Below are 18867 nucleotides of genomic sequence, written 5' to 3'. Positions count from 1 at the left end.
ACACAGGCATGTTCAAACCCATGATCTGGGCACTGACGACGCTGGCCATTCTGGGGCTTGGCGCATGCTCATCCGCGCCGCCCGCTCGCAGCGACGACGTCGCGCGGCTTGCAGCCCAGATCCAGGCGCTGGGGCCCGAGGTCGACCCGGAAGAGGCCCAGCGCGCGGCCCGCGTCACCTATGCCTATACCGCGCAGCTGGCGCAGGAATACCAGATCACAGACCCCCCTCTGATCCATAACGCCAAGGTCAACAAAGGGGTGCGCCCGCGCGGGCTGTGCTGGCACTGGGCCGAAGACATCGAACGGCGCTTGAAACAGGAGAACTTTCGCACGCTGACCCTGCACCGCGCGATCGCCAACGCCGACAACCCGTTCCGAATCGATCACAGCACGGCAATAATCAGCCGACGCGGTGATTCGATGTACGACGGTGTCGTTCTGGACCCATGGCGTTATGGAGGGGTCCTGTTTTGGAGTCCATTGCGCGAGGACACACGCTATGACTGGGTCCCGCGCGACATCGTGCTGGAGAAACGGCGGCAAGAGCAGCTTGCGGAAATCAACGCCATTGCGGTGAACTGAGCGGTCAGAGTTTTGATGAGATGATGCCGGTGGCGAACCCGCCCATGCGCAGCTCGCCGAACAGTCGCTGATATTCGATCTTGGGGCAGCGATTCATGACGACATCGACACCGCGCGCCTGCGCCACCGCGGCGGCCTCGGCGTTTTCGACTCCGATCTGCATCCAGATCGTGCGCAGGTCGGGAAATGCAGCCAACGCCTCGTCCACGATCGGAGGAACGGCTTCGGACCTGCGAAAAATATCCACCATGTCAACGGGTTCACTGATTTCGGACAACGAAGCCCGAACGGTTTCACCAAAAAGATCGGCTCCGGCATGGCCGGGATTGACCGGAATCACCCTGTACCCCTTGAGCGACAAGTAGCGCGCAACATAGTAGCTGGGCCGTACTGGGTTCATCGACACGCCAACGACCGCAACCACCTTGGTGCGTTTCAGGACGGATCTGAGGAAGTCATCGGAATAGTCGGTCATGGCTGCAGCCTAGCCGTGACTTGGAAAAGAAAAAAGCGCCCAAGTATACCTTGGGCGCCAGTTGTTGGAACGAGGGACAGTGAAATGACCCGCGGCAGTTCCGTTCCGCGGTCACCGTGACATTTAGGCACGAGTTTCGGAAAAAAAAGAGGCCGCGCGCATTTTTGTGATGACACGAGCGGATAAGCGGGAATTCGCCTGTCAACCGTATAGGATCGCCGGCCAGTTCTTCTCGGCCTTCTGGATAAAGCCGGTCGTGTCCGTCAGCCACATCTTTTCGATCTCGAGGGAATGCGTCAGATACAGCCTGCCGCCCACGATTTTCCACGCCATCGGGTCCGTGCTGGTGAGCTCGCCATAGGCCATGGCATAGGCGCAATAACCGCCGAACCTCGGCGCGTAGGCGCGCGGATTAAGTTCGAACTCCTCTCGGTTCTCCTGCGAGGCAAACCGCCAGGTAGCGCCCTTCCACATCACCGCAATGTCGGGTTGCCCTTGAACCGGGCCACCATCGCGAAAATAGCTGACCGCGTCATAACCGGTAATGGCCGCACCTTTTGCGGAATAGAAGACCGGGGCGGTCTGCGCCCGCAATGTCAGCGGACATGCGATTGAAAAGGTAAGACCGGCAAGTATGGAGCGTCGGGATAGCATCAGATTTCACGGGTTGAGTTTTACAGACGCTATAAGATGCAACTTTTGACGCGCCGCGAAACCCATTTGACGCAGTTGTGAAGGGTCGTGTCGGAAAGGGCTCAGTCGAACACGTCCTCGATCACATCCCAAGCTTCGTCCAGAACGCGCGAGAAAAGGCCTTTTTTCCTTTTCTTGTAGCTCTTCTTTTTGGGCTTTTGCATCGGAATGCTGTGTCGCGGCTGTGGATCTGAAGCCTTTTTGACAGGGATCATCTTCAGGTTATGCAGCGGGGCACCGCAACTGGAACAGCTAAGTTCGTGCCGCTGGCAACCCGTGAGGACCAGCGCCGCGCGGGTGCCGCAGTAGCAGCACGTAGCAATCTTGGACGGGGCGGGAATGGGTCTCTCCTCTCAATGCGGCTGAGAAGCATATAGGGCAATCGCCGCGGCATTTGAGACGTTCAGGGATCCGAAACCGCCCGCTGCGTCAATTTTGACAAGCATATCCACCGTTTCCTTGGTCTTTTGCCGCAATCCCGGCCCCTCGGCGCCCAGAACCAGCGCAACCGGACGATCGCGCTTGCCGTCCAAAGTTGCCTCGATGGTCTGATCGGCCTCACCATCCAGGCCCAGAACGAGGAATCCCATATTCTGCAACTCGACGATCGCGTCAGCCAGGTTTCGCACCCGCAGATAGGGTTGGCGCTCCAACGCACCGCTGGCGGTCTTGGCCAGCGCACCGGTTTCCGGCGCCGAGTGGTGGCGCGTGCCGATGACCGCGCTGGCGCCCAGAACCTCGGCCGAGCGCAGGATCGCGCCCACATTGTGCGGATCGGTCACGCGGTCCAACAGCAGCACCCGAGGGTTTTCGCGCCCGATGCAATTCTCGGCCAGACCGCCCCACTCCAGCGGCTTGACTTCAAGCGCCGCGCCTTGGTGCACCGAGCCCGGGTCGATTGGCGCGTTGAATTTTCGCGGATCGACGAGTTCAGCCTGCATGCCGGATTCCGCGATCGCATCCGCCAGCTTGTCCTGTGCGTTGCGGGTCACGATCAGGCGCAGTTTCTGCCGTTTGGGGTTCATCAACGCATCACGCACGGCGTGCAATCCGAACAACCAGACGGTTTCGGAAGTCGCCGCTTTGCGCGCCTGCTCTTTCTCAATCACCCACTTCGGTTTCTTCATTTTACTGGCCTCCGGGCCGGGAACAATGTTTCCTGCGCCAAAGCGGAATTTTCCTGTTGACGCTCCTTTTGAGCGCTAGTAATCACGCCTCCACGTCAGGTGCAACGCCTGACAGTGGGCGACAGGCCGCAAGGTGTGGCAGGGGACTGTAACTCCCTCGCGGAGACGCACGCCTGGTTCGATTCCAGGGTCGCCCACCATCTTCTTCCGCAAATCAGAACGCAGATAGATGGCGCACACCGGGTTTGTCCGGGTGGTCCCTTGCGCTTGCCCTCGATTCTGCAAGGAAATTCAGGCAAAGGTTGAGTGCCCGGAGATCATGCGATGCCCCGAGCATCAACGGCCGGACATCGGACGGCTTGGGAATGGCGGTTGCGTCCCGACACCCAATGCTCGTATCGAAACGGGATTTTCTGACTCATCCTTTCCAATGAGCAGCTTAGCTGCTTCAAATTCCAAAAATTTACAATTCCATAAATATAAGAGTTCAAGAATTTACAAAATAATATTTCATTTCTAGGGACTTGTTGGGGAATTTTCATTCTGCCCCTCATACTTGCCCTGCGCAGGTTGCGTTTTACCCGACGGAAGAGGAGCCCGAGGGCGTAGCCTGCTAATTGGGAGGAATTCATGTCAAACAAATCTGTCACGCGTCGCGGCGTGCTGAAGTCTGGTGCCGTCACAAGCGCCGGTCTGGCATTGCCGACGATCTTCACGGCCTCGTCGGCCGCGGCCTATACCAACGAACCCACTGGCGGATCAGTCACGCTGGGCTTCAACGTGCCGCAGACCGGTCCCTATGCCGAAGAAGGCAATGACGAACTGCTGGCACAGCAGCTGGCGGTCGAGCATCTGAATGGCGAAGGCGACGGCGGCTGCCTGAACACCTTCACGTCGAAGGCGCTGAAAGGGAACGGCATCCTTGGCAAGAAGGTCGAGTTCGTCACCGGCGACACGCAGACCAAGTCCGACGCTGCCCGTGCATCGGCCAAGTCGATGATCGAAAAAGACGGCGCGATCATGATCAACGGCGGCTCGTCCTCGGGCGTGGCCGTTGCGGTTCAGGGCCTCTGCCAGGAGGCGGGCGTGATCTTCATGGCCGGCCTGACCCACGCCAACGACACCACCGGCAAGGACAAGAAGGCGAACGGCTTCCGTCACTTCTTCAACGCCTACATGTCGGGTGCCGCTCTGGCGCCGGTGCTGGCCAAGGAAATGGGCACCGAACGCCGTGCCTATCACCTGACCGCCGACTACAACTGGGGTTGGACCCAGGAAGAGTCGATCGTGGCTTCGACCGAAGCGATGGGCTGGGAGACGGTCAACACTGTCAAGACCCCGCTGGCCTCGACCGACTTCTCGTCCTACATCGCGCCGGTTCTGAACTCGGGCGCGGACGTGCTGGTTCTGAACCACTACGGCGGCAACATGGTCAACTCGCTGACAAACGCGATCCAGTTCGGCCTGCTGGACAAGGTCGTAAACGGCAAGGACTTCAAGATCGTCGTTCCGCTGTACTCGGAACTGATGGCCGCCGGCGCTGGCGAGAACATCAAAGGCGTTCTGGGTTCGATGAACTGGAACTGGCAGCTGCAGGATGAGGGCACCAAGGCCTTCGTGAAGTCCTTCGGCGAGAAGTACGGCAAGCCGCCGTCGAACTCGGCTCAGACTTGCTATGCCCAGGTACTGCTGTACGCGGATGCCTGCGAGCGCGCAGGCACCTTCAACCCGTGCGGCGTGGTCGAAGCTCTCGAGGACTTCGAGTTCGACGGTCTGGGCAACGGCCCGACCTGGTATCGCGGTGCCGACCACCAGTGCTTCAAGGATGTGCTGGTCGTGCGCGGCAACGAAAACCCGACCAACGCCTATGACACGCTGGAGATCGTCGAGATCACTCCGCGGGCGCAGGTCGAGTACGATCCGGATCACCCGATGTTCGCCGGCGGCGAACTGGGCAAGTGCAACCCGGGCGCGTAACCCCGACACTCGGTTTTTCGCAAGAAAACCCCTGAGTCCTCAAAACGGCTCTCTCCGGTCAGACGACCGGGGAGAGCTGCCGGGACCAGTCAAAGGTAAGGACAATGGACGCAATCCTACTGCAAATTCTGAACGGGCTGGACAAGGGCTCGGCCTATGCGCTGATTGCGCTGGGGCTGACGCTGATCTTCGGCACGCTCGGCGTGGTGAACTTCGCCCACGGGGCCCTGTTCATGATCGGCGCCTTCTGTGCCGTCACGCTTCAGAAGATCTTCAACCTCAGCTACGAGGTGGTCGACGAGACCCAGACCGACTTTCTGGGCAACCCGCTGAAGGTGAAGACCCCCTATGTCGAAAGCTGGTTCGGCCCCGAGCTGGGCGCGACCATCATCGACTGGTCCGTGCCGCTGGCCATCCTCTTCGCCATCCCGATCATGCTTATGGTCGGCTACGTGATGGAACGCGGCCTGATCAAGCATTTCTACAAGCGTCCCCATGCAGATCAGATCCTTGTGACCTTCGGCCTGGCCATCGTTCTGCAAGAGATCATCAAGTATTTCTTCGGCGCCAACCCGATCCAGACCCCGCCGCCTGCGGCACTGAGCGGGTCGGTCGATCTGGGCGTGGCGCTGGGGTTCGATCCCAACGCGATCATCTATCCGATCTGGCGTCTGGTCTATTTCCTGTTCGCGGTCGTGATCATCGGAGGCGTGTTCTCGTTCCTGCAGTTCACCACCTTCGGCATGGTCGTGCGCGCCGGAATGGCCGACCGGGAGACCGTGGGCCTTCTGGGCATCAACATCGACCGACGGTTCACCATCATGTTCGGCATCGCAGCCGCGGTGGCTGGGCTTGCGGGCGTGATGTACGGGCCGCTGAACCCGCCCAACTATCACATGGGCATGGATTTCCTTGTGCTCAGCTTCGTGGTCGTCGTAGTCGGCGGCATGGGCTCGCTGCCCGGCGCGGTTCTGGCCGGGTTCCTTCTGGGCATCCTTGAAAGCTTTGCCTCGACCACCTGGGCGACCACAACGATCCCGGGCATCAACCAGATCATCATCTACCTTGTCGCCATCATCGTTCTTCTGACCCGTCCGCGGGGTCTGATGGGCCGCAAAGGCGTGATGGAGGAATAACCCATGCTGGGACTGAACAAAAAAGACACAAGCCTGCTGATCGTCGTCGCGTTGCTGACGCTGCTGGCCCCCTTCATCCTGAACCCCTTCCCCACTGACAGCGCCATGGCGCAGTTCAACGCGGGCTATCCGGACCTGATGCAGCGGTTCGTGATCTTCGGAATCTTTGCCATCGGGTTCAACATTCTGTTCGGCCTGACCGGATACCTGTCCTTCGGCCACGCGGCCTTTCTGGGGGTGGGGTCCTACTCGGCCGTCTGGATGTTCAAACTGCTCAGCTACAACGTCATCCCCGCCATCGCGCTGAGCGTCGTGGTCGCCGGGCTGTTCTCGGTGCTGATCGGCTATGTCAGCCTGCGCCGGTCGGGGATCTACTTCTCGATCCTGACGCTAGCCTTCGCGCAGATGAGCTTTGCGCTGGCCTATTCGGTGCTGTCGAACCCCAAGTTCAACCTGACCAACGGGGAAACCGGCCTGCAGGTCTATGCCGATGACCCGCAGATCCTGCAGGGGGCCAATGCGCCCGATCTGCCGCATCTGTTCGGCCTGCCGATGCGCGCGACCTATACGATGGATGTGGGAGCGTGGAGCTTTGACTTCAACGCGGGCTACTATCTGTGCGCGGTGATCATGATGGTGGTGTTCTACCTGGCGATCCGCATCTTCCGCTCGCCTTTCGGCATGATGCTGCGGGCGGTGAAGTCGAACCAGCAGCGGATGAACTATACCGGATTGAATTCCAAACCCTACACACTGGCCGCGTTCGTGATCTCGGGCATGTATGCCGGTCTGGCCGGTGGCCTGATGGCCGCAATGGACCCGCTGGCCGGCGCTGAACGGATGCAATGGACCGCCTCGGGCGAGGTCGTGCTGATGACCATCCTGGGCGGCACCGGTACTCTGATCGGGCCGGTTCTGGGCGCGGGCTTCATCAAGTATTTCGAGAACATCTTCTCGAAGATCAACGACAACGTGCTGCACAGCTGGTTCGCCTTCCTGCCTGACGGGCTCGAAGACGCGGTGGTGTTCATCATCCACCCGTTCATCGGCAAGGGCTGGCATCTGACCCTGGGCATCCTGTTCATGCTGGTGGTGATCTACCTGCCTGGCGGGCTGGTCGAGGGCGGTCAGCGGTTGCTGAACTGGATCCGCCGCAAAAGCGTTGGCGGGGATGACACCCGTGAAGGCAAAACCGAGCCGGCAGAATAAGGAAACGCGTCAATGGCAATTCTGAAAGTTAAAGATGTCAGCAAGCGCTTCGGCGGCCTCAAGGCCCTGACGGACGTGAACCTGAGCGTCGAGGAAAACTCGGTGCATGCGATCATCGGCCCCAACGGGGCGGGCAAGTCCACTCTGCTGAACTGCCTGGTGGGCAAACTGATCCCGGATACCGGATCTGTCCTGTTCGACAACCAGTCTGTGCTGGGGCGCGAGCCGTACCAGATCAACCAGATGGGCATCAGCCGGGTGTTCCAGACGCCCGAGATCTTTGGCGAGCTGACCGTAATGGAGAACATGCTGATCCCCATCTTCGCGATGCGCGACGGGGCATTCCGCATGCACGCCTACGAGACCATCGCCAACGAAAAAGAGGTGGTCGAACAGGCCGAAGCCATGCTGGAAGAGATGAACATGGCCGACAAGCGGCACATGCATTCAGCCTCGCTGTCGCGCGGCGACAAGCGGCGGCTCGAGATCGGCATGTGCCTCAGCCAGAAGCCTCGCCTGCTGCTGCTGGACGAGCCCACGGCCGGTATGGCTCGGGCCGACACCAACAACACCATCGACCTGCTGAAACAGATCAAGGATGAGCGCGACATCACCATCGCGATCATCGAACACGACATGCATGTGGTGTTCAGCCTGGCCGAGCGGATCACCGTTCTGGCGCAGGGCACGCCGCTGGTCGAGGACACCCCCGAAAACATCCGCGGAAACCCCAAGGTCCGAGAGGCCTATCTGGGCGAGGCGGCGTGAGGAAAAGCTATGAACGAGAAACCTGACTTTTCGAAAAACGCCAATATGGCCAGCACCGCGCCCGCGTTCCTGTCGGTGTGGGACATGCATTCGTACTATGGCGAAAGCTACATCGTCCAAGGCGTCAGCTTCAACGTCCACGAGGGCGAGATCCTGGCCCTGCTGGGGCGCAACGGGGCCGGCAAGACTTCGACCCTGCGCTCGATCGCGCGCGTGGGCGAGCCCGAGGTGCGCCACGGCGAAATCTGGCTGGACCACAAGCCACTGCACAACATGACCAGCTACGAGGCCGCCGCCGCCGGATTGGGCCTTGTGCCCGAGGATCGGCGGATCATCCCCGGCCTGACGGTCGAGGAGAACCTGCAGCTGGCCCAGATCGCCCCCCCGATCGGCTGGTCGCTGGAACGGATCTACGAGCTGTTCCCGCGTCTGGGCGAACGGCGCAAGCAAGAGGGTGTGACTCTTTCGGGCGGCGAACAGCAGATGCTGTCGATCGCCCGCGCGCTGGCCCGGGACATCAAGGTGCTGCTGCTGGACGAACCCTACGAGGGGCTGGCCCCGGTGATCGTGGACGAGATCGAAAAGACGCTGATCCACATCAAGCAACAGGGCATGACCACCATCATCGTCGAACAGAACGCAGTGCGAGCGCTGCAACTGGCCGACCGGGCAATCATTCTGGACACCGGCTGCATCGTGTTTGACGGCACCGCCGACGAGGTGCTGGAAAACACCCAGCTGCGCGAGGAATATCTGGCGATCTGACCCGTGTCAGTTGGGCAGGCAGGCCCATTCGGCCACGACCTGCCCCTGCCGGAAGGCCAGAACCGTGCCGAACTGGTTCAGAACCGCTTCACTCTGACTGGCGCGCAGCAAGGCGATATCGCCGGGCTGCGCCTTTGTCGTTTTCGGACCCACCCAAACCTCCTGGTTGCTTGAACGCCCGAATACGCCGGAATAGCCGAACCCGTCAGGCCAGACGGGGCTGGCCAAGTAATGCCCACCGGAAATGGCAAGGTTGGTCCGGCGCAGTCCGGGCAGGTCAATCCCCGGCACCGGGTTGCGCGGCATGACCTTGAGGATCGGTGTGGCCAAGAACAGCGCGGGCAAAAACGCCTTGGTCGATGCATGGTCAAAATCCGAAGGTTTCACCAGAACCGACCCAAAGGCAACCTCGGTCGCCGGGGTTCGCGTGGCCGGGTCCTGAAAGGTCAGGCTGCCACCGGTGTTCAGGCACAGCCCCTGCGCCCCCTGCCCTAGCGCAGCGACCGCTTGCCCAAAGGCTTTGGCACTGGCTCGCCGCGCGCGGCGTCGGAGCGGCCCAGGCAGTTTGGCCAGATGCACCTCGTACCCCATCACGCCCGACAGAGCCGCATGGGCATGATCCGCGATCCTTGCCGCGACGCCTGCGACCTGATCGGCGGTCAAGCCGCCGCGGTGCAGGCCCACGTCGATCTCGAGCGACAGGCGCAGGGTTTCGCCCGTGTCAGCGGCCAGCGACAGATACGCGTCCAGCCGTTGTGGCGTGTCGATCAGCCACTGCACCCTCCGGGCGGCGTCGGGATGCGTCTCAAGAATCCGCCGGGCGGCCGTCACCGGCAGCGGTTTGCCCAGCAGGTGATCGGTGTCCGGCTCGGCGGCCAGCAGGGCCGACAGCATCGGTTCGGAAAAGCTCATCAAGCCCGATGTCGGAAGCCGGCTGCGGATATGGTCCAGCAGAGGCAGGCACGGCAGAGACTTGGCCACCAACCGGGCCTGCAGGCCGTAGCCCAACCCTGCGCGGGCGGCGTCGCAATTCGCCGCGACCCGGTCCAGATCGACGACGGCAACCGGCCGGTCGACGCCATGATCGCGCAGCGCTTGGGCGAGTTGTTCACGATACTCTGCAGTCATGGGCGAAACATCCGGGCCAGCGCGGGTGTCAGGAACTTGTCCGTTGGGTCCAGCTTTTCGCGCAATGCGCAGAATGCATCGAAATCGGGATAGAGGCGCGACAGATCGGAATAGGTCAGGCTGTGCAACTTGCCCCAATGGGGCCGGCCGCCGGCCTGCAGGAACAGCGGCTCCATCGCCTCGAAATAGCGCAGATGGCCTTCCTTCGCATCGGTGTGGATGGCAACCGATACCCGTGGGCCACCTTGGAACGGTGATAGGCATGCGTTGTCGCCTGCGGTCTGGCGCACCTCGATGGGGAAATAGATGTCGGCATGGTCACGCTCCAACCGCCGGATCAGATCGGACAGCACGTCCCGGGCGTTTTCCGGCGGCATGTGATATTCCATTTCCTTGAACCGGATATGCCGGTCGCTGCACAGAACGCGCCAGCTTTCGCCGACGTAATCCTCGTCGGACTGGGCCAAGGTCAGCAGACGCAGCAGGGCGCGCCGCAAACCGGGGCTGAGCCGACCCGCATTGCGCGCCAGCTTCAGAACCTTGACGGCGATCATGTCCAGATCGCGCGGCGCGCGAGTCTGGGGCGCGTCGGTTATGTCATGCCGGATTTCTACGGTCTTCCCGGTGAACGGGATGTAGAAGAATTCGAAATTCCGGTTCTCGTCCCAATGCTGGTGCATGCGCTCCAGACTGTCCTGCAGGTCCGACAGACGCACCCGGCGGCGCAGGTTGTATTTCGGCACGACGTTGATCTGTGCCTCGGTTAGGATGCCCAGCAGACCCAGCGAGACCTGCACCATGTTCAGCGGAATGTCGTCGGTGGTCAGGGTCTGCCCATCCGCGCCGATCAGCCGGGCTGCGGTGATTTCGGCGGACAGGCACGGCAGGGTGCGCCCAGTGCCATGGGTCGCCGTGGCCGCCGCGCCGGCCAGAGTCTGCACGTTGATATCACCCAGATTGCGGAAGGCCATGCCATGCTCGGCCAGCGCCGGCGACAGATCGCGCAGCCGGGCATTGGCGTTGATCCAGGCCCGCCCGCCTTCGACCCGCGTCACGGCAGGCAGGTCCAAGGCGGTCAGGTCAATGATGTGTTGCGCCCCCGGAACGAGCGGGGTGAAGGAATGCCCTGCCCCGACTGGACGCAGGGTTTCGGCCGAGGCGATCAGCTGCTGCAGGTCCTCGAACGTTATCGGCCGCTTGGGCCGTATTTGGCTGGTCTGGTTGCCTGCCCAGTTCTGCCACATGGCTGATCCTCCTCCCATCCGGGGCAGAGGATTGCAGCCGGGGCGATAGGGAACAAGCCCAGTTTTCAGGACGTTACGTCGGGAAAGCTGTTATTCGGCCGCAGGCCGCAGGTTGGCAACGCTGTCGAACCAGTCCTCGATGGCGTCCAGACGGGGCTCAAGCGCCTGCGCCGCGCCGGCGGTGAAATCCACGAACTTGTCACGGTTCAGGCCGTTGACCCCGACCAGCACCGGGACATCGAGCGCCAGAGCCTCGGCGATGACGGGGCGGAACCCGCGGCCATCGGCCTCGTGCTTGCCGAACTTGTTGACGATCAGCAATTGCGGACGGTCGGCCAGCGAAGCAGTCACATAGCCCACCGCCTGCTCCAACGCAGCCGGGTCCAGCCGGCACCCGCGCGATTGGCTGCCCAGCGATTGCGAGATGCGGATGGTCTCGCCATCCGGCAGCACGCGCAGGTCCATGTCGCATTTGCTGCTGTCGGCGCATTCTGTGTTGGTCTGAACCACACCGGCCAGACAGGCGCCCTTGGCCAGCAGGCGTTCGGCTACCGCGCTCAGCAGGCGGTCGGTTGCGCCGCGATCGGTGGAGGTGACATAGGCCAGGTGCATCGGCAGACCTTTCGGATTTTCATCTTGTTGTTTCAATTAGCACGCATGGGGCGCCCCTTCCAGCGCCCGCATCACGGCAGCGGAGACATCCCGATCACCGGCGCGTGCAAGTGCAACAGCGCGGCATAGGCCAGCCCCGCCACCAACCAGACCCAGGGCCGCGGCCATGGACGTGGCAGCCGCAGCGACAGGCGTGCGGTGCTGCGCGACAGGCGGGGCCAATCGGACCCCATCTCGCGCGCCTTGCGTCTGTCGATCAGGGCCATGCCAATCCATGCGAAACCCGCGAACAGGCCGAACAGAACCACATGCGCCAGGCTGCCATTGGCCAGCAGATGCGCCAGCGCCCACAGCATCATCGCCAACAGGATCGGGTGCCGGGTGGTCCGCAGGATGCCGGGCTGCTCGGGGTTGAACGGGCGGCGTCCCAGTCCTCCGAAGGAAAACGGGTTGGTCGCCGCCAGCCCGGCCACCGCCAGCCAGCAGACGACGGGCATCACCAGCAGCGGCACCCAGCGCAGGATCGCCAGCGGCGGGATGACCTCGACATAGGGCGCGTTGGCCGCCGCCACGATCAGCCAGGCCAGAACCGCCAGCGACAGCGCCGAATAGACCGCGAAATAGGGACCGCGCCCCATCAGCCCGATCAGCCGCCCGCGCACTGCCGGACGCGCCGGAATGGCGTGGCTGAGCAGAAAGATCAGAAGTGCAGCAACAAAAGCGCCCCAACCGGCCATGGTCATCTCCGCCTGTTTTGCGCCCGAGATAGCGGGGGAAACGGCCCCGGTCCTTGTCCGAAATCAAGTGTGGTCGGGGGCAGCTGCTCCGCCCCCGATCCAACGTTACAGGCCCAGCGCCTTGCGGCGTTCCTCGGCAAAGCCCTGAACCATGCGGTCGGCGATCAGTGCCAGAATGGCCATCGCCGCCCCGGCCGAAATGCCCAGCCCCACATCCGCCTGCCCCAGCGCCAGATAGATCGACTGGCCCAAACCGGTCGTGCCGATCAGCGCCGCGATCACCAGCATCGCAAAGGCATAGAGGATCGTCTGGTTCAGCCCCAGGAGGATCGTGGGCGCAGCATAAGGCGCACGCACGTCGCGCATGATCTGCCACTCGGTCGCGCCGCTTGAGATCGCGGCCTCCATCATCTCGTCCGGGGTGTTGACCAGCCCGTGACGGGTGTAGCGGATCATCGGCACGATCGCATAGGCGCAGATCGCCAGAAAGGCCGAGAACTCGCCGATCTGGAACACCATCAGCACCGGGATCAGGAACACGAACAGGGGAATTGTCTGCAGCATGTCGCAGATCGGGTGCACGATCTTCCAGACCGGCGACCAGACCGCGCTGGCGAGGCCGATCAGCCCGCCTACGACGGCGCAGAAGAACACCGCCGCACCGCTGAGATAGAGCGACAGCAGCGCCCTCTCCCACAGGCCCGAGATCAGGATCGTGCTCAGCAGCGCCACAGATAACGCCGCCAGACGCCAACCGCCTGCCACCCAGCCCAGCGCCGCCGCGCCGGTCAGCACGAAGGGCCATGGCAGGTTCGCGATGCCCGTCTCGAGCATGCCGATCAGGATCAGCGTGACCAGTCCACCGGTCAGGTGCCCGCGCCAAGCCATCAGCAAGGCGATCACCGCACCGGCGGCGAACAGGCCAAAGCTCATGGCCGGGGTCCACTGGAACCCCCAGGTGAAGGGCAGAACCGCCTGACTCAGACCAATCCGCAGCGGCAGCAGCACATAGAACATCGAGTTGTTCTTGAGCGAATCCAGCCACGGCCCGTTATTCTGGGTAAAGGTGGTGAGGCCGCTGTCCACCGCCTGCGCGACCGGATCCAGCAGTGTCAGTTCGGACGGATTGGGCAGCCGCGCCCAGAACAGCAGCGTGAACAAGACCGCAAAGCCGAGAACCGCCCAGACGACGCGGTTGTCGTGGCGTTTGCGTTCAGTGGCGAGCGTGCCGCTCATGCGGTCGATCACCACGGCAAAGACCACGATCACCATGCCGGCCAGTAGCGATTCACCGAACTGCGCCTTGCGCATGGTCAGCAGGACCTCCCAGCCGATGTCGTTGAACCCGCCGATGACCGCGGCGATGATCACCATCGACAGGGCCGCCATCAGGCACTGGTTCACACCCACCATGATCTGTGTCGCCGCCGCCGGGATTTCCACCTGGAACAGCTGCTGGAACCGGGTGCCGCCCGACATGATGGCGGCTTCCTTGATCTCGGGCTCCACCCGCTCCAAGCCCAGCATCACGTTGCGCGCCATCGGCGGCGCCGCATAGATGGCCGAGGCAATCAGCCCCACCACAGGGCCAAACCCGAACAGCAACAACAGCGGCGTCAGATAGGCAAAGGTCGGTACCGTCTGCATGATGTCCAATACTGCCTGAACGGCCGATTTCACCCGCGGCACCTCGTTGGCCAGAATGCCGATCGCTCCGCCGACGATCAGCGCGACGGGGACCGAAACGGCCACCAGAGCCAATGTATTCATGCTCTCGGCCCAATAACCCGAGGCCAGCACGAAGCTGAGGCCCAGAAAGCCCAGCGCCGCCATGGGCAGTCCGCCCAGATACCAACCGAGTGCCGTCACCAGCCCGATCAGGATGGGCCAAGGCGTGTGGCCCAGCACGAAATTGGCCCAGTTCATCGGATAGGTCATAAGGTCGGAAAACAGCCGGGCCGCCGGTTTGATCGCGTTCAGAAACCAGTCGAGGAAGGCGCCCACCCATTGCGTGGCTGGCACTTCCCATGACGCAGGCCATTTGACGAGCCAAGGCGCGTGCGGCTCAAGCGCCAGGCACAGCGCGCCCACGATCAGCGTGATCAGGGCCGCCTGCGCGCCGGCTGTCAGGTGAATCCGAGTGGGTGTGGGAACATCGGCGACGACGGTCATGCGTCATCCACCTGCAGGGCTGCGGCCAGATCCGAGGGGTGCACGGTGCCGACGATCGCGCCGGTTTCGTCATGCACCGGCACGGGCTCGTACAATGCCATACAGCGCGCCAGCGCTGCGTCCAATGTCATCTTTGTTGTCAGGCCAGGGTCATCGGGACCGCGCTCGGCCTCGCCCGCTTGCATGACCGAGGCGACTTTGGCGTGCTGGCCCTTGGCCACGTCCTTTGAGAACTCGCGCACATAGTCGTCGACGGGGCGCAGAACGATATCCGTCGGCGTGCCGATCTGCACAATCTTGCCGTCCCGCATGATTGCGATGCGATCCGCCAGCTTTAGCGCTTCTTGAATATCATGCGTGATGAAGACGATGGATTTCTTCAGCGTCGCCTGAATGCGCAGGAATTCGTCCTGCAGCTGCCGCCGGATCAACGGGTCCAAGGCCGAGAACGGCTCGTCCAAGAACCAGATATCGGGGTTCACTGCCAAAGATCGGGCGATGCCCACGCGCTGACGCTGACCGCCCGAAAGTTGCCGAGGAAAGCTGTCCTCGCGGCCCTCAAGCCCCACCAAAGAAATGACTTCCTGCGCGCGGGCCAGACGTTCTTTGCGCCCCACCCCCTGCACGCGCAGCGGATAAGCCACGTTTTCCGCCACCGTCATGTGCGGAAACAGTCCGAAATGCTGGAACACCATGCCCAGTTTCTTGCGGCGCAGTTCGGTCAGCTGCTTCTTTGGGGCACCCATCACGTTGTCGCCGTCGATGCGGATCTCGCCACCCGTTCCGGGCAACAGCTGCGAGATGCAACGGATCAGGGTCGACTTGCCGGACCCCGACAGCCCCATGATGACGAACAATTCACCATCGCGGACTTCGAAATTTGCATCCTGAACAGCCGGGATGAACCCCTGTTCGCGCAAATCGGCAGCGGCCTTGTCGGCGTCGTTCCCTGACCGAGACAACGCGTCGGTCAGGGCCTTTTCTGCGCCTTGGCCAAAAACCTGCCAGAGAGACTGGCAGGCAATGGCTGGCGTATTCGCGTCAGTCACTTAGGTGGCTCACTTCGTTGCCGCGTCCACGACCGGACGCCACTTGTCTTCGTTGTCCGCCATCCAGGCCGCGACAACCTCTTCGACCTTGCCGCCGTCAACGTCGATCGCACCCATCATCGGCTGCTGGTCTTCGACCGCCAGTTGATAGTTGCTCAGGATTTCATACGCGGCAGGCCACTTGTCCGCCAGACCGCTCCACCCGGCTTTGAAGATGCGCGAGGGCGAGAAATCGCAGTCGTTGACGGCATTGGGGTTCGGCCCCCAGGCCGGATCATTGAAGCAGGCGTCTTCGCCCGGCGGCAACTCAACGAATTTCACATCATAGGCCGACATGGCCCAATGCGGCTGCCAGAAGGTGATCAGCAGGGGCGACTTGCGGTCGGTCGAAGCGCGGAGTTCGGCGATCAGCGCGCCCTCGGACCCGGCAGGAATAGCCTTGAACGGCAGTTCAAGCCCCACCATGCGGTCTGCCCCGGGCGTACCCCAGTCAGCCGGATAGTCGACCAGACGTCCCATCGGCAGGGTCTCCGCCGTCGCAAAATTCTGCGCGCAGTCCTTCAGCGCTTCCCACGCGGGCAGACCCGGGCACAGGTCGGCAACATGGGCCGGATATGCGATGCCTTCCTTGGCATCGAGGCCAAGGTCGCCGATTTCGACCACGGTGCCCTCTTCGATTTTCTTGGCGTATTCGTCCGACACGTTCGACGACCAGATCTCGAGCGTGGCGTCGATGTCTCCGTCGGCCAGCGCCTGGAACTGGTTCAACATGCCCGCGGTGACGAATTCAACCTGGTAACCGGCGGCCTTGAGCATCTCTGCGGCGACATGCGTGGTGACGTGCTGGCCCGTCCACTCGTTGATCGCCAGTTTAATCGGCTCGTCCACCGCGCCCATGTCAGCCGCGTGCGCGGCGCCGGCGACCATGATCGCCAGAAGGCTTACATTCAGTTTTTTCATGGATTTTCTCCCTGTTTCTTTGTTTTGCCCACCCCGGCGGAAACATGCCCGCCGGCTGACTTGTCTAACGACAATACCATGTCGCAACATGCACAAATTTGGCCGGAAAAGGAAAGCGAACAGTTCGCGTCATTCCCAACAAACGGCCTTGGTACCGCATTTCATTCCTCTTGCGCCCTCGTGTCATGGGGCGCCTTGCCCGAGGGTTCGCGGACCGGACATTGATTGACGAGTCAATCACAAACCCAATTGGGGTCGTTTGTCGAGTATTTCTTGTAACGATGGGGCAAATTCCTGATTTTCCGATTGTTTTGCCCAAAAGGCAGACCGCACTCAGCCGCCGCCCTTGCATTGGCCAGAACAAATTGGCAACACTTAAGGCGAAGGGAGCTTTTCGATGCACCATTTCGATGAGATCTATGGGCTGGCGGCCGACCGGCACGGCGGACCGCACGCGCTTGAAGACAAACTGTCCAAGCCGAAGTCCGCCGAGGAATTGGCCGCCCTGCCAGAGGATCGGTGGCTTTCGACAATCACAAAGTGCATCTTTCAGGCTGGCTTCAATTGGAAGGTCATCGAGGCCAAGTGGGACGGTTTCGAGGCGGCCTTTGACGGGTTCGACGTCGGGCGCTGCGCCTTCATGGATGATGAGAAATTCGACGCGCTGTTGCAAGACACGCGCATCGTGCGCAACGGCACCAAGATCGCCACCGTGCGCGACAACGCAGCGTTTCTTCTGGAACTCCGCACGGAAGGCGGCGTTGGCAAAGTGTTGGGCGGCTGGCCATCGACCGACTATGTCGGACTTTTGGACATGCTCGCAAAACGTGGTTCTCGGTTGGGCGGGGCTTCAGCCCAGTATGCGATGCGCTTTGCCGGGCGAGACAGCTTTATCCTGTCACGCGACGTGACGGCCCGTTTGATCGCCGAAGGCGTCATAGACAAGCCAGCCACCTCCAGGAAAGCGATGGCTGCGGTGCAGGACGCCTTCAACACTTGGATGCATCAATCCGGCAGGTCGTTGACCGAAATCAGCCGGGTGCTTGCGATGAGCCTCTAGAATCGCTTGCGACCGAACCACAGCGGGCTAGGGTTTGTTCATGGTCCGGTTGATTTCGATCCTGCTGTTTCTTGCCTTGCTGTCCTGCGGTCGCCCTCTGACCGAGAACGAGCGCGCATTTGCAAGCAAGGTGCAGGGCGAAACGCTGGATCTTGACCGGGTTCGGCTGGTCGAGGGCGCGCCAGTCGCCTCCATAACCTACGAACGAAAGGCCAGACCGAGGCTGGCTTGCCGCGAGCGCATCCTGCCGCCGGTCAAGGACGAGATCGTAACCGGAAAACCGGCGGCGATCGCTCTGTTCAACCGGGTTTACTTCACCAAGGACTGGTATCTTGACGACTACATGGCGCGGTACCCCGACCAGATGAACCTGGTGGCCGCCATGATCTTTGCCCATGAACTGACCCATGTCTGGCAATGGCAGAACCGGAAAACCACCGGCTATCACCCGTTGCGGGCGGCCGCCGAACATGGTGGCCGCAAGGATCCTTACCTGTTCGATCTGGATAACTCGGCCGATTTCCTGGACTACGGGTTTGAACAGCAGGGCGCCATCGTCGAGGAATATGTCTGCTGCCGCGCATTGGATCCGGACGCCCCGCGGACCCAGCGTTTGCATGACATGCTGGCCAAGCATTTCGACCCGGAAAAACTGCCGGGTGCCCGGCGAGAAAGCGACGTGGTTATCCCTTGGAGCGGTGCCAAGGTGGAAGGCATCTGCAGATGAGGTTCACTTGCCTTGCAAGGTCTTTAGATACGCGACCAGATCGGCAATCGGCTTGCTTGTCAGGATCGGCTGGCCGGCATCTGTCTTGATGGCGGTGTCCTGCCCTTCGAAATACGGCCCGTAGACCGGCATCGGACTGCCATGGCTGACCAGAGGATCGCGGCCGTCTATCCGCTGCACCACACGCGCGGTCGGAAATTTTCCGCCCGCGTCACCGAGCGTCTTCAGATTGGTCGGTTGGATTAACAGCACGCCGGCCATTGGCCCGTGTCCAGTCGCGTCCAGTCCATGACAGGTGGCGCAATGGTGCAGGTAAAGCTGCTCGCCGGCTTCGGCATCCTGGGCTGCAGCACCTGTGGCGGCAATCGCACCTGCCATGGCCAAGGCCGTAAACGTCAACAGTTTCATTGCGTTCCTCCGTTCTAACGCCAAAAGCAGGGTTGC

Annotated in this window: 19 protein-coding genes and 1 tRNA gene; 9 read left to right on the top strand and 11 right to left on the bottom strand. The window is 61.9% G+C overall.

The annotated features are described in order from the left end of the window. Positions 1 to 8: 8 nt before the first annotated feature. On the top strand, positions 9 to 584 hold the full coding sequence (locus tag ACR0FC_RS09910) for a hypothetical protein (RefSeq protein WP_254436584.1): 576 nt from the start codon (positions 9 to 11) through the stop codon (positions 582 to 584). Positions 585 to 588: 4 nt separating this feature from the next. On the opposite strand, the gene ACR0FC_RS09905 is transcribed toward ACR0FC_RS09910, so the two are convergent. The 3 genes from ACR0FC_RS09905 to rlmB form a co-directional block, all read right to left on the bottom strand. After that, positions 589 to 1059, bottom strand: coding sequence for a CoA-binding protein (locus ACR0FC_RS09905; RefSeq protein WP_093964819.1), 471 nt, complete (start codon positions 1057 to 1059; stop codon positions 589 to 591). A gap of 201 nt (positions 1060 to 1260) precedes the next feature. Then, positions 1261 to 1713 carry a YHS domain-containing (seleno)protein gene (locus tag ACR0FC_RS09900; protein ID WP_170340255.1) on the bottom strand — a complete coding sequence of 151 codons (453 nt, stop codon included), beginning with the start codon at positions 1711 to 1713 and terminating at the stop codon, positions 1261 to 1263. Between the two features lie 392 nt (positions 1714 to 2105). Further along, positions 2106 to 2879, bottom strand: a complete 774-nt coding sequence (rlmB, locus tag ACR0FC_RS09895) for a 23S rRNA (guanosine(2251)-2'-O)-methyltransferase RlmB (protein WP_170340253.1) — start codon at positions 2877 to 2879, stop codon at positions 2106 to 2108. 116 nt (positions 2880 to 2995) lie between these two features. Between rlmB and ACR0FC_RS09890 the strand changes: the two genes are divergently transcribed. From ACR0FC_RS09890 to ACR0FC_RS09865, 6 genes are all read left to right on the top strand, one after another. Beyond that, positions 2996 to 3079: transfer RNA gene (locus ACR0FC_RS09890), tRNA-Tyr, on the top strand. Positions 3080 to 3509: 430 nt separating this feature from the next. Beyond that, positions 3510 to 4856, top strand: a complete 1347-nt coding sequence (locus ACR0FC_RS09885; protein WP_093964815.1) for a substrate-binding protein — start codon at positions 3510 to 3512, stop codon at positions 4854 to 4856. Between the two features lie 104 nt (positions 4857 to 4960). Continuing rightward, positions 4961 to 5992 carry a branched-chain amino acid ABC transporter permease gene (locus ACR0FC_RS09880; RefSeq protein WP_170340251.1) on the top strand — a complete coding sequence of 344 codons (1032 nt, stop codon included), beginning with the start codon at positions 4961 to 4963 and terminating at the stop codon, positions 5990 to 5992. A 3-nt stretch (positions 5993 to 5995) separates the two neighbouring features. Then, positions 5996 to 7201, top strand: coding sequence for a branched-chain amino acid ABC transporter permease (locus tag ACR0FC_RS09875; RefSeq protein WP_170340250.1), 1206 nt, complete (start codon positions 5996 to 5998; stop codon positions 7199 to 7201). 12 nt (positions 7202 to 7213) lie between these two features. Then, the gene (locus ACR0FC_RS09870; protein ID WP_093964812.1) at positions 7214 to 7969 is read left to right on the top strand and encodes an ABC transporter ATP-binding protein; all 756 of its coding nucleotides are present in this window, start codon (positions 7214 to 7216) and stop codon (positions 7967 to 7969) included. A 9-nt stretch (positions 7970 to 7978) separates the two neighbouring features. Beyond that, positions 7979 to 8734, top strand: a complete 756-nt coding sequence (locus ACR0FC_RS09865) for an ABC transporter ATP-binding protein (RefSeq protein ID WP_093964811.1) — start codon at positions 7979 to 7981, stop codon at positions 8732 to 8734. 6 nt (positions 8735 to 8740) lie between these two features. Here the strand turns inward: ACR0FC_RS09865 and ACR0FC_RS09860 are convergent, their stop codons facing one another. The 7 genes from ACR0FC_RS09860 to ACR0FC_RS09830 form a co-directional block, all read right to left on the bottom strand. Next, the gene (locus ACR0FC_RS09860; RefSeq protein ID WP_170340248.1) at positions 8741 to 9862 is read right to left on the bottom strand and encodes an alanine racemase; all 1122 of its coding nucleotides are present in this window, start codon (positions 9860 to 9862) and stop codon (positions 8741 to 8743) included. After that, positions 9859 to 11106: a D-arabinono-1,4-lactone oxidase gene (locus tag ACR0FC_RS09855; RefSeq protein WP_170340246.1), complete on the bottom strand. Its 1248-nt coding sequence runs from the start codon at positions 11104 to 11106 to the stop codon at positions 9859 to 9861. The genes ACR0FC_RS09860 and ACR0FC_RS09855 overlap by 4 nt, the downstream gene beginning before the upstream one ends. Before the next feature lie 90 nt (positions 11107 to 11196). After that, positions 11197 to 11718, bottom strand: coding sequence for a DUF2478 domain-containing protein (locus ACR0FC_RS09850; RefSeq protein ID WP_170340538.1), 522 nt, complete (start codon positions 11716 to 11718; stop codon positions 11197 to 11199). 71 nt (positions 11719 to 11789) lie between these two features. Continuing rightward, entirely contained in the window at positions 11790 to 12455 is a 666-nt protein-coding gene (locus tag ACR0FC_RS09845; protein ID WP_170340244.1) for an NnrU family protein, read from the bottom strand. 105 nt (positions 12456 to 12560) lie between these two features. Then, positions 12561 to 14627 (bottom strand): ABC transporter permease, encoded by a 2067-nt coding sequence (locus tag ACR0FC_RS09840; protein WP_170340242.1) that lies wholly within the window; start codon positions 14625 to 14627, stop codon positions 12561 to 12563. Then, positions 14624 to 15676 carry a quaternary amine ABC transporter ATP-binding protein gene (locus ACR0FC_RS09835; RefSeq protein WP_093964806.1) on the bottom strand — a complete coding sequence of 351 codons (1053 nt, stop codon included), beginning with the start codon at positions 15674 to 15676 and terminating at the stop codon, positions 14624 to 14626. The genes ACR0FC_RS09840 and ACR0FC_RS09835 overlap by 4 nt, the downstream gene beginning before the upstream one ends. Positions 15677 to 15685: 9 nt before the next feature. Further along, positions 15686 to 16636, bottom strand: coding sequence for an ABC transporter substrate-binding protein (locus tag ACR0FC_RS09830; RefSeq protein WP_093964805.1), 951 nt, complete (start codon positions 16634 to 16636; stop codon positions 15686 to 15688). Between the two features lie 397 nt (positions 16637 to 17033). On the opposite strand from ACR0FC_RS09830, the gene ACR0FC_RS09825 reads away from it, so the two are divergent. Both ACR0FC_RS09825 and ACR0FC_RS09820 read left to right on the top strand, forming a co-directional pair. After that, positions 17034 to 17696: a DNA-3-methyladenine glycosylase I gene (locus ACR0FC_RS09825; RefSeq protein WP_170340239.1), complete on the top strand. Its 663-nt coding sequence runs from the start codon at positions 17034 to 17036 to the stop codon at positions 17694 to 17696. A 40-nt stretch (positions 17697 to 17736) separates the two neighbouring features. Then, entirely contained in the window at positions 17737 to 18423 is a 687-nt protein-coding gene (locus ACR0FC_RS09820; RefSeq protein WP_170340237.1) for a hypothetical protein, read from the top strand. Between the two features lie 3 nt (positions 18424 to 18426). On the opposite strand, the gene ACR0FC_RS09815 is transcribed toward ACR0FC_RS09820, so the two are convergent. Continuing rightward, positions 18427 to 18831: a c-type cytochrome gene (locus ACR0FC_RS09815; protein WP_170340235.1), complete on the bottom strand. Its 405-nt coding sequence runs from the start codon at positions 18829 to 18831 to the stop codon at positions 18427 to 18429. Positions 18832 to 18867 lie beyond the last annotated feature (36 nt).

This window comes from Ruegeria sp. BB9 (genome assembly GCF_056539345.1).
The sequence above is the reverse complement of the archived record's forward strand: the minus strand, read 5'-3'. Positions and strand labels throughout refer to the sequence as shown.

What these genes read in the sequence shown, in the direction of transcription:
- ACR0FC_RS09910 (WP_254436584.1), top strand. Translation starts at nt 9, where the DNA reads ATGTTCAAACCCATGATCTGGGCACTGACGACGCTGGCCATTCTGGGG.
- ACR0FC_RS09905 (WP_093964819.1), bottom strand. Translation starts at nt 1,059, where the DNA reads ATGACCGACTATTCCGATGACTTCCTCAGATCCGTCCTGAAACGCACC.
- ACR0FC_RS09900 (WP_170340255.1), bottom strand. Translation starts at nt 1,713, where the DNA reads ATGCTATCCCGACGCTCCATACTTGCCGGTCTTACCTTTTCAATCGCA.
- rlmB (WP_170340253.1), bottom strand. Translation starts at nt 2,879, where the DNA reads ATGAAGAAACCGAAGTGGGTGATTGAGAAAGAGCAGGCGCGCAAAGCG.
- ACR0FC_RS09885 (WP_093964815.1), top strand. Translation starts at nt 3,510, where the DNA reads ATGTCAAACAAATCTGTCACGCGTCGCGGCGTGCTGAAGTCTGGTGCC.
- ACR0FC_RS09880 (WP_170340251.1), top strand. Translation starts at nt 4,961, where the DNA reads ATGGACGCAATCCTACTGCAAATTCTGAACGGGCTGGACAAGGGCTCG.
- ACR0FC_RS09875 (WP_170340250.1), top strand. Translation starts at nt 5,996, where the DNA reads ATGCTGGGACTGAACAAAAAAGACACAAGCCTGCTGATCGTCGTCGCG.
- ACR0FC_RS09870 (WP_093964812.1), top strand. Translation starts at nt 7,214, where the DNA reads ATGGCAATTCTGAAAGTTAAAGATGTCAGCAAGCGCTTCGGCGGCCTC.
- ACR0FC_RS09865 (WP_093964811.1), top strand. Translation starts at nt 7,979, where the DNA reads ATGAACGAGAAACCTGACTTTTCGAAAAACGCCAATATGGCCAGCACC.
- ACR0FC_RS09860 (WP_170340248.1), bottom strand. Translation starts at nt 9,862, where the DNA reads ATGACTGCAGAGTATCGTGAACAACTCGCCCAAGCGCTGCGCGATCAT.
- ACR0FC_RS09855 (WP_170340246.1), bottom strand. Translation starts at nt 11,106, where the DNA reads ATGTGGCAGAACTGGGCAGGCAACCAGACCAGCCAAATACGGCCCAAG.
- ACR0FC_RS09850 (WP_170340538.1), bottom strand. Translation starts at nt 11,718, where the DNA reads ATGCACCTGGCCTATGTCACCTCCACCGATCGCGGCGCAACCGACCGC.
- ACR0FC_RS09845 (WP_170340244.1), bottom strand. Translation starts at nt 12,455, where the DNA reads ATGGCCGGTTGGGGCGCTTTTGTTGCTGCACTTCTGATCTTTCTGCTC.
- ACR0FC_RS09840 (WP_170340242.1), bottom strand. Translation starts at nt 14,627, where the DNA reads ATGACCGTCGTCGCCGATGTTCCCACACCCACTCGGATTCACCTGACA.
- ACR0FC_RS09830 (WP_093964805.1), bottom strand. Translation starts at nt 16,636, where the DNA reads ATGAAAAAACTGAATGTAAGCCTTCTGGCGATCATGGTCGCCGGCGCC.
- ACR0FC_RS09825 (WP_170340239.1), top strand. Translation starts at nt 17,034, where the DNA reads ATGCACCATTTCGATGAGATCTATGGGCTGGCGGCCGACCGGCACGGC.
- ACR0FC_RS09820 (WP_170340237.1), top strand. Translation starts at nt 17,737, where the DNA reads ATGGTCCGGTTGATTTCGATCCTGCTGTTTCTTGCCTTGCTGTCCTGC.
- ACR0FC_RS09815 (WP_170340235.1), bottom strand. Translation starts at nt 18,831, where the DNA reads ATGAAACTGTTGACGTTTACGGCCTTGGCCATGGCAGGTGCGATTGCC.